At 73.2% G+C, this 8,257-nt stretch carries 9 protein-coding genes; 5 read left to right on the top strand and 4 right to left on the bottom strand.

The genetic code is table 11. The annotated features are described in order from the left end of the window. The 3 genes from ADL08_RS32305 to ADL08_RS32295 all read left to right on the top strand — a co-directional run. On the top strand, positions 1-641 hold a 641-nt coding region (locus ADL08_RS32305), incomplete at its 5' end, for a hypothetical protein (RefSeq protein WP_053649348.1). Between the two features lie 32 nt (positions 642-673). Next, complete coding sequence (locus ADL08_RS32300; RefSeq protein WP_053649347.1) at positions 674-1,216, top strand: nuclear transport factor 2 family protein; 543 nt, start codon at positions 674-676, stop codon at positions 1,214-1,216. Between the two features lie 47 nt (positions 1,217-1,263). After that, the gene (locus tag ADL08_RS32295; RefSeq protein ID WP_053649345.1) at positions 1,264-2,025 is read left to right on the top strand and encodes a hypothetical protein; all 762 of its coding nucleotides are present in this window, start codon (positions 1,264-1,266) and stop codon (positions 2,023-2,025) included. 49 nt (positions 2,026-2,074) lie between these two features. Here ADL08_RS32295 and ADL08_RS32290 read toward each other — a convergent pair whose 3' ends face one another. Beyond that, positions 2,075-2,857, bottom strand: a complete 783-nt coding sequence (locus ADL08_RS32290; RefSeq protein ID WP_053649343.1) for a putative protein N(5)-glutamine methyltransferase — start codon at positions 2,855-2,857, stop codon at positions 2,075-2,077. Next, positions 2,850-3,332: a glutathione peroxidase gene (locus tag ADL08_RS32285; RefSeq protein WP_053649341.1), complete on the bottom strand. Its 483-nt coding sequence runs from the start codon at positions 3,330-3,332 to the stop codon at positions 2,850-2,852. Before ADL08_RS32285 ends, ADL08_RS32290 begins: the two co-directional genes overlap by 8 nt. A 43-nt stretch (positions 3,333-3,375) precedes the next feature. Here ADL08_RS32285 and ADL08_RS32280 point away from each other — a divergent pair, with 43 nt between their 5' ends. Both ADL08_RS32280 and ADL08_RS32275 read left to right on the top strand, forming a co-directional pair. Beyond that, a complete protein-coding gene (locus ADL08_RS32280) occupies positions 3,376-3,645 on the top strand; it encodes a DUF6011 domain-containing protein (RefSeq protein WP_053649339.1) in 270 nt (89 codons plus the stop codon). An 85-nt stretch (positions 3,646-3,730) separates the two neighbouring features. Further along, the gene (locus ADL08_RS32275; RefSeq protein ID WP_053649337.1) at positions 3,731-4,801 is read left to right on the top strand and encodes an RNA ligase (ATP); all 1,071 of its coding nucleotides are present in this window, start codon (positions 3,731-3,733) and stop codon (positions 4,799-4,801) included. A 15-nt stretch (positions 4,802-4,816) separates the two neighbouring features. Here ADL08_RS32275 and ADL08_RS32270 read toward each other — a convergent pair whose 3' ends face one another. Continuing rightward, on the bottom strand, positions 4,817-5,680 hold the full coding sequence (locus ADL08_RS32270) for an acyl-CoA thioesterase (RefSeq protein WP_078968569.1): 864 nt from the start codon (positions 5,678-5,680) through the stop codon (positions 4,817-4,819). A 13-nt stretch (positions 5,681-5,693) separates the two neighbouring features. Continuing rightward, a complete protein-coding gene (locus ADL08_RS32265; protein ID WP_053649333.1) occupies positions 5,694-8,207 on the bottom strand; it encodes a DEAD/DEAH box helicase in 2,514 nt (837 codons plus the stop codon). Positions 8,208-8,257: the final 50 nt, after the last annotated feature.

The following is an 8,257-nucleotide window of genomic DNA, read 5'->3' as shown; positions in this document are numbered from 1 at the left end:
CCCCTGAGACCCCCGAGACCCCTGAGACCCCCGAGACCCCTGAGCCCCCCGAGACCTCCGACGCCCCGGACGACGACGGTCGCGGCGACAGCGGTGACGGCGACAGCGGTGATGGCGACGGCCGCGGCGACAGCCGGTTCCCCTCCCGGTGGCGGACGGTCGCCCTCGTCACGGTCCTCGCCGCACTCCTCCTCGGCGGAGGCGCGTTCTTCTACGGCGCCCACCAGCTCCGGTCGACCCCGTCCGCCCGCAACCACGCGCTCACCGACGCCGAGACCACCACCCGGGTCGGCGGCGACGTCGGCGAAGGCCTCGCCCGGGTCTTCTCCTACGCGCCCGCCCGGCCCGACGCCGCCGAACGCTCCGCCGCGACCGTCCTCTCCGGACGCGCCGCCCGCCAGTACACCGACCTGTTCGCGCAGGTCCGCGAGAGCCTGACCGAACAGCGCATCACCCTCACCACCCAGGCCGTCCGCACCGGAGTGATCGAACTCCACGGGAACACCGCGCGCCTCCTCGTGTTCCTCGACCAGACCTCGCGGCGGGCCGAGGCGCCCGCCACGTCCGCCGCCGCCCAGCTCACCGTCACCGCGGAGTTCCGGGACGACCGGTGGCTGATCGTCGACATCAAGGCCCGCTGAGCATGAACGGCGGCGGGAGACGGGAGCACCCCATGACACGCGCGTTCCGCACCCCGGCGGGCATCGGCCCCGCCCTGGCCGTGGCCCTCGTGCTCACCCTCGTCGCGGGCGCCCTCGCGGCCTGGGCGGGCCGGGACTGGTACGCCGCGGCCCACGACGACTCCGCCGCGTACGCCGTGCAGCGCGACCGGGCGCTCGCGGCGGGGGAGCAGGCCGTGCAGAACCTCAACACGCTCGACCACCGGCGCGTGGACCAGGGCCTCGACCTCTGGGAGTCCTCCACGACCGGCGAACTGCACAAGCAGCTCGTGGACGGCCGCACGGAGTTCGCCGGGCAGGTGAAGGCCGCGAGGACGGTGACCACGGCCCGGGTGCTGTCCGGTGCCGTCACGGAACTCGACGACCGCGCGGGACGGGCCCGGCTGCTCGTCGCCCTGCGCGTCACCGTCACGACGCCCGACAGCAAGAGCACGGACAAGGACAGCCGCATGCTGGGCGAACTCACCCGGACCGACGGCCGGTGGAAGCTCAGTGCCCTGGGGCAGGCCCCCGTGGGCGGCACGGCGGCCGGCTGACCGGACCGCACGCGCGAGAGCCGCCCGCACCCGAAAGGACACGCACGATGCCCACGCCCCGCCACCACCTCAACCGGCAGCGCCGCCGACAGGCCCTCGCCGCCGCGCCCGAGGACACGACCCCCCGCCCCCGTGCCTCCGTGGGCCTCCTGACCGGGCCCGTCCCCGGGGCCGGGCGGCGGACGACGGCGCGGCCCGTACGGGAGACGGCCGGAGCGCCGGAGCGGGAGGCCGCCGAGAGCGGGGCGGGCGGGGCCGGGCCGCGCCGGCTCGTCCCCCTCGTGGTCCTCTGCGTCCTGACCCTCCTCCTCGGCGGCTTCGCCGGATGGGCGCACGGCCGGGCGGGCGAGCTCCGCGACGAACCCGCCCGGAGCAACACGGCCCTCACCGACCTCGCCCGTACCAGCGAGATCAAGGGGCAGACCACGGCGGCCGTCGCCGCGCTCTTCTCCTACGACCACGCCGACACGAGCCCCTTCGAACGGGCCGGGAAGACCCTCCTCACCGGGAAGGCCGTCGAGCAGCACCGGACCCTGCTCGGCGGCGTGCTCGCCCGGGCCGCCGCGCAGAAGACGGTGATCACCACGACGGTCACCGACAGCGCGGTCGAGCGGATCGACGGCGAACGCGCCCGCGTCCTGGTCTACGCCGACCAGAGCAGCGTGAGCACGGCCGGGACCGCCGAGGGCGGGAGCAAGCGGCCGAAGACCCGGGACCAGGGGGTCTACGCGGGCGCCATGTTCGCCGTGGACGTCGTCCACCGGGACGGACGCTGGCTCGTCGAGAACATCGACACGTTCGGCCGCTGAGCCGCCGACCCGCCGTCCGTGACGACGGTGCCCGTGACGACGGTGCCCGTCACCCCGCCCGCGTGGCGACGAGCACCGTCGCGTACCGCTCCTCGCACGCGACGACCTCCGCCGCCAGACCGTGCGCGGAGACCGCCTCCACCGCCCGCTCCGCCTGCCGCTCGCTCGTCTCCACCAGCAGGTGTCCGCCCGGCGCCAGCCACTCCGGCGCCCCGGCGGCGACCCGCCGCAGCACGTCGAGGCCGTCCGGGCCGCCGTCGAGCGTGACGAGCGGCTCGTGGTCGCGGGCCTCGGGCGGCAGCAGACCGATGTCCCCGGTCGGTACGTACGGCACGTTGGCGACCAGGACCTCGACCCGGCCCCGCAGCTCAGGCGGCAGCGGCGCGAACAGGTCCCCCCGGTACACCCGGCCGCCGCGCGGCTCGACGTTCCGCCGGGCGCAGTCCACCGCCGCCGGCTCGACGTCCGAGGCGTGCACCTCCGCGCCCCGGACCCGGTCGAGCAGCACCGCGCCCGCCGCTCCCGAGCCGCAGCACAGGTCGACGCAGAGCGCGCCGGGCGCGGCGAGGGCCACGGCCCGCTCGGCCAGGAACTCGGTCCGCCGCCGGGGCACGAACACCCCCGGGCCGACGGCGATCCGCAGCCCGGCGAACTCCGCCCAGCCCACGACGTGCTCCAGCGGCAGGCCGGAGGTACGCCGCCGGACCATCAGGTCGAGCTCGGCGGGCCCGGGAGCGGCCGCGAGCAGCATCGCGGCCTCCTCCTCGGCGAAGACGCAACCGGCGGCCCGCAGCCGCTCGACCACCCCCGCGCCGGACGGCACCTCAGACAAGCTGCGCCTCGATGGCCGCGAGGACCTCGGGGGCGTCCGGCTCGGTGCGCGGGCGGAAGCGGGTGACCTGCCCGTCGCGGCCGATCAGGAACTTCTCGAAGTTCCACTGCACGTCGCCGGCCTCGCCCCCGGCGTCCGCGACCTTCACCAGCTCCGCGTAGAGCGGGTGGCGGTCCGCGCCGTTGACGTCTGTCTTCTCCAGGAGCGGGAAGGACACCCCGTACGTCGTCGAGCAGAACGTCCGGATCTCCTCCGCGCTGCCCGGCTCCTGGCCCGCGAACTGGTTGCAGGGCACGCCGAGCACGGTGAGGCCGCGCTCCCCGTACTCCTTCTGCAGCCGCTCCAGACCCGCGTACTGCGGGGTCAGGCCGCACTTGGAGGCGACGTTCACCACCAGGACCGCGCGGTCCCGGTAGTCGGCCAGGGAGACCGGCTCGCCGGTCAGGGTCTTCAGCGGGATGTCGTACAGGCTCATGGCCGCTCCTCGTGCGAACGGGGGGATGGGGTTTGATCTGACCATGGGTGACGAACCACTGGCAATCGCGATCGATTCCGCCGAAGGCACGGAGGGGACCACGGAGGGAGCGCCGCGCCGGATCCGCTGCCGGCTCTGCGGCCGCCCCCTGACGGGCGCGGACTCGCGCCGCACCGGCCTCGGCCCGACCTGCGACGCCAAGCTCCATCCGCCGGGCCCGGAGATCCGCACCCGCCGCCACGAGATGGAGCAGGACGTCCTGCCGGGCCTGGAACCGCCGGAAGACCGGGGCGCGCGACGCCAGCAGCCGTAAAACCGGTGGGCCATCGGGTTCCCGGTCGGGCAGGGTGGCCGGGACGAGAACGACACCCGAGCCACCGGAACCGGAGTCCTGAACCGTGTCGACCCTGCGCGTCACCGCCGAAGTCCTGACCGTCCACCCCCACCCGAACGCCGACGCCCTGGAACTGGCCCAGGTCGGCCTCTACCGGGCCGTCGTCGCCAAGGGCGCCTACGAGACCGGCGACGCCGCCGTCTACATCCCCGAGCAGGCGGTGCTGCCCGCCGCGCTCATCGAGGAACTGGGCCTGACCGGGCGCCTCGCCGGGGGGAACGCGGACCGGGTCAAGGCGGTGCGGCTGCGCGGGGAGCTGTCCCAGGGGCTCGTGTGCCGGCCCGGCGCCCTCGCGGACACCGACCTGGTGCGGGCCGCGGCCGAGGGCACCGACTTCGCGGAGCGGCTCGGCATCGTCAAGTGGGCGCCGCCGATACCGACGCACATGAGCGGGGACGTGGAGGCCGCGCCCGACCTGCTGCCCTGGGTCGACGTCGAGAACCTCCAGCGGTATCCGGACGTCTTCGAGCCCGGCGAGCCCGTCGTCCTGACGGAGAAGCTCCACGGCACGGCCTGCCTGCTGACGTACGGGGCCGAGGACGGCCGCGTCCAGGTCTCCTCCAAGGGCTTCGGCGCCAAGGGCCTCGCCCTCAAGGAGGACCCGCGCAACCTGTACTGGCGCGCCGTCCGCGGCCACGGCCTGGCCGCCGTCGCCGAACGCCTGGCGAAGCGCCTCGGCGCCCGCCGCGTCGGCCTCTTCGGCGAGGTGTACGGCTCCGGGGTCCAGGACCTGGCGTACGGCGCCGACGCCCGGAGCGAGACCGTCGGGTACGCCCTCTTCGACGTGTCCGCCGAGATCGACGGGCGGGTCCGCTGGCTGGACCCGGCCGAGGTCCTGGAGCCCGGCGAGGTCCCGCTCGTCCCGCGCCTGTACTCCGGCCCGTACGACCTGGACACCGTCCTCGTCCACGCGAGCGGCCGGGAGACCGTCTCCGGCCGGCAGGCGCACCTGCGGGAGGGCGTCGTCGTCCGGTCCGCGACCGAGCGGTACAGCCCGGTCCTGGGCGGCCGGGCCATCGCCAAGGCGATCAGCCCGGCCTACCTCACCCGCAAGGGCGGCACCGAGTTCGAGTGACGGCCCCCGGGGCCGTCACAGCTTGCGGAACAGGCCCTCCTGGACCACGGAGACGAGGAGCCGGCCCTCGCGGTCGTAGATCCGGCCCCGCGCGAGTCCCCGGCCGCCCGTGGCGATCGGGGACTCCTGGTCGTACAGGAACCACTCGTCCGCCCGGAACGGCCGGTGGAACCACATCGCGTGGTCGAGCGACGCCATGTCGAAACCGCGCGGGCCCCAGAGAGGTTCGACCGGGATCCGGACCGCGTCGAGCAGGGTCATGTCCGAGGCGTACGTCAGGGCGCAGGTGTGGACCAGCGGGGCGTCGCCCAGCGGCCCCACGGCCCGCATCCACACCGCGCTGCGCGGGTCCGCGTCCGTGACCTCCTCCTTCGTCCACCGCAGCCGGTCCACGTACCGGATGTCGAAGGGCTGTCGGCGGGCCATCCGCTCCAGGGCCTCCGGCAGTTCCCCGAGGTGGTCGCGGATCTCGTCCACCAGCCTCGGCAGGCTCTCCGGGTCCGTCATGTGCCGGGGCGGCAGCTGGTGCTCGAAGCCCGCCTCCTCCGGCCGGTGGAAGGAGGCCGTCAGATTGAAGATCGTCCGCCCCTCCTGCACCGCCGTGACCCGGCGGGTCGTGAACGAGCGTCCGTCGCGCACCCGCTCCACCTGGTACACGATCGGCACCCCGGGACGGCCCGGCCGCAGGAAGTAGGCGTGCAGCGAGTGCACCGGCCGGTCGTCCTCCACGGTCCGGCCGGCCGCCACCAGGGCCTGGCCGGCGACCTGCCCGCCGAAGACCCGCTGGAGCGACTCCTGCGGGCTGCGGCCCCGGAAGATGTCGACCTCGATCCGTTCCAGGTCGAGCAGGTCGACCAGTCTCTCGGCGGGGTTGGTCACCACGGGAACTCCTCTACAGCTGTCCGACGGACGTCACGCGGACGACCGCGCGGCCCTCCTCGTCGGAGGCCGCGAGATCCACCTCCGCGCTGATGCCCCAGTCATGGTCGCCGTTGGGGTCGGCGAAGGTCTGCCGGACGCGCCACAGGCCGTGCGCCGCGTCCTCCTCGATGGCGAGCAGCTTCGGGCCGCGCGCGTCCGGGCCCGTGCCGAGGTCGTCGTACTCGTCCCAGTACGCGTCCATCGCCTCGCCCCACGCGTCCGCGTCCCAGCCGGACTCGGCGTCGAGCTCGCCCAGCGCGGCCACGTTGTCCAGGGCGGCCAGCTCCACCCGGCGGAACAGGGCGTTGCGCACCAAGACCCGGAAGGCGCGGGCGTTCGCCGTGACCGGCTTGACCTGGTCGGCCTTCTCCTGGGCCTCCTCGGCCGTCTGGACCTCCGGGTTCGCCAGCTGCTCCCACTCGTCGAGCAGCGAGGAGTCCACCTGGCGCACCATCTCGCCCAGCCAGGCGATCAGGTCCTCCAGGTCCTCGGTCTTCAGGTCGTCCGGGATGGTGTGGTCCAGCGCCTTGTACGCGCTCGCCAGGTACCGCAGGACGATGCCCTCGGTCCGCGCCAGCTCGTACCAGGAGGTGAACTCGGTGAAGGAAAGGGCCCGTTCGTACATGTCGCGGACGACCGACTTCGGCGACACCGGGTGGTCGCCCACCCACGGGTGCGACGTCCGGTAGACGTTGTACGCGTGCCAGAGCAGCTCCTCCAGCGGCTTCGGGTACGAGATCTCCTGGAGCCGCTCCATCCGCTCCTCGTACTCGACGCCGTCCGCCTTCATCCTCCCCACGGCCTCGCCGCGCGCCTTGTTCTGCATGGCGGCGAGGATCTGGCGCGGGTCGTCGAGCGTCGACTCCACGACGGACACCATGTCCAGGGCGTACGAGGGGGATTCGGGGTCGAGCAGGTCGAACGCGGCGAGCGCGAACGTCGACAGCGGCTGGTTGAGCGCGAAGTCCTGCTGGAGGTCGACCGTCAGACGGATCGTGCGGCCCTCGGCGTCCGGCTCGTCGAGCTGCTCCACCACGCCGCCGTCGAGCAGCGAGCGGTAGATCGCGATGGCCCGGCGGATGTGCCGCAACTGCGCCTTGCGCGGCTCGTGGTTGTCCTCCAGGAGCCCCCGCATGGCCTCGAAGGCGTTGCCCGGCCGGGCGATCACCGAGAGGAGCATGATGTTGGTGACCTTGAAGCGCGAGGTCAGCGGCTCCGGCTCGGCGTCGATGAGCCGCTCGAAGGTGGTGTCGCTCCAGGCGACGAAGCCCTCGGGGGCCTTCTTGCGGACCACCTTGCGGCGCTTCTTCGGGTCGTCGCCCGCCTTGGCGAGCGCCTTCTCGTTCTCGATGACGTGCTCGGGGGCCTGGGCGACCACGTAGCCGGCGGTGTCGAAGCCGGCCCGGCCGGCCCGGCCCGCGATCTGGTGGAACTCGCGGGCGCGCAGGGTGCGCACCCGGTTGCCGTCGTACTTGGTGAGGGCCGTGAAGAGCACCGTGCGGATCGGCACGTTCACCCCCACGCCGAGGGTGTCCGTCCCGCAGATCACCTTGAGCAGGCCCGCCTGGGCCAGCTTCTCGACGAGCCGCCGGTACTTCGGCAGCATGCCCGCGTGGTGCACCCCGATGCCGTGGCGCACGTAACGCGAAAGGTTCTGGCCGAACTTGGTGGTGAAGCGGAAGCTGCCGATCAACTCGGCGATCTTGTCCTTCTCCTCGCGCGTGCACATGTTGATGCTCATCAGCGACTGCGCGCGCTCGACGGCCTGCGCCTGCGTGAAGTGCACGATGTAGACCGGCGCCTGCTTGGTCTCCAGGAGCTCCGTCAGGGTCTCCGTGATCGGCGTGAGCACGTACTCGTACGAGAGCGGCACCGGCCGGGTCGCCGAGCGGACCACCGAGGTCGGCCGGCCCGTGCGCCGGGTCAGGTCCTTCTCGAACATCGACACGTCGCCGAGCGTCGCCGACATCAGGACGAACTGCGCCTGCGGGAGTTCGAGGAGCGGGATCTGCCAGGCCCAGCCGCGGTCCTGCTCGGCGTAGAAGTGGAACTCGTCCATGACGACCTGGCCGATGTCGGCGTACTTGCCGTCCCGCAGCGCGATCGAGGCGAGGACCTCCGCCGTGCAGCAGATCACCGGGGCGTCCGCGTTCACGGAGGCGTCGCCGGTCAGCATGCCGACGTTCTCGGTGCCGAAGAGCTTGCACAGGTCGAAGAACTTCTCCGACACCAGCGCCTTGATCGGCGCGGTGTAGAAGGTCACCTGGTCGTTCGCGAGCGCCGTGAAGTGCGCACCCGCCGCGACCAGCGACTTTCCCGATCCGGTGGGGGTGGACAGAATGACGTTCGCCCCGGAGACGACCTCGATCAGCGCCTCTTCCTGGGCCGGGTAGAGCGTGATGCCCCGCTCCTCGGCCCAGGAGGAGAAGGCCTCGAAGAGGGCGTCGGGGTCGGCGGTCGGCGGCAGCTGGTCGATAAGGGTCACGCCCCCATCTTGCCTGGATTCCGTTCCGAGGAGGGAACCGGCCACCGCCG

The sequence above is a fragment of the Streptomyces sp. NRRL F-6492 genome (genome assembly GCF_001280125.1).
Classification (GTDB): domain Bacteria; phylum Actinomycetota; class Actinomycetes; order Streptomycetales; family Streptomycetaceae; genus Streptomyces.
The sequence above is the reverse complement of the archived record's forward strand: the minus strand, read 5'-3'. Positions and strand labels throughout refer to the sequence as shown.

Bases quoted from the DNA above. Each gene is read 5' to 3' on its own strand.
- ADL08_RS32300 (WP_053649347.1), top strand. From the start codon at position 674: ATGACACGCGCGTTCCGCACCCCGGCGGGCATCGGCCCCGCCCTGGCC.
- ADL08_RS32280 (WP_053649339.1), top strand. From the start codon at position 3,376: ATGGGTGACGAACCACTGGCAATCGCGATCGATTCCGCCGAAGGCACG.
- ADL08_RS32295 (WP_053649345.1), top strand. From the start codon at position 1,264: ATGCCCACGCCCCGCCACCACCTCAACCGGCAGCGCCGCCGACAGGCC.
- ADL08_RS32285 (WP_053649341.1), bottom strand. From the start codon at position 3,332: ATGAGCCTGTACGACATCCCGCTGAAGACCCTGACCGGCGAGCCGGTC.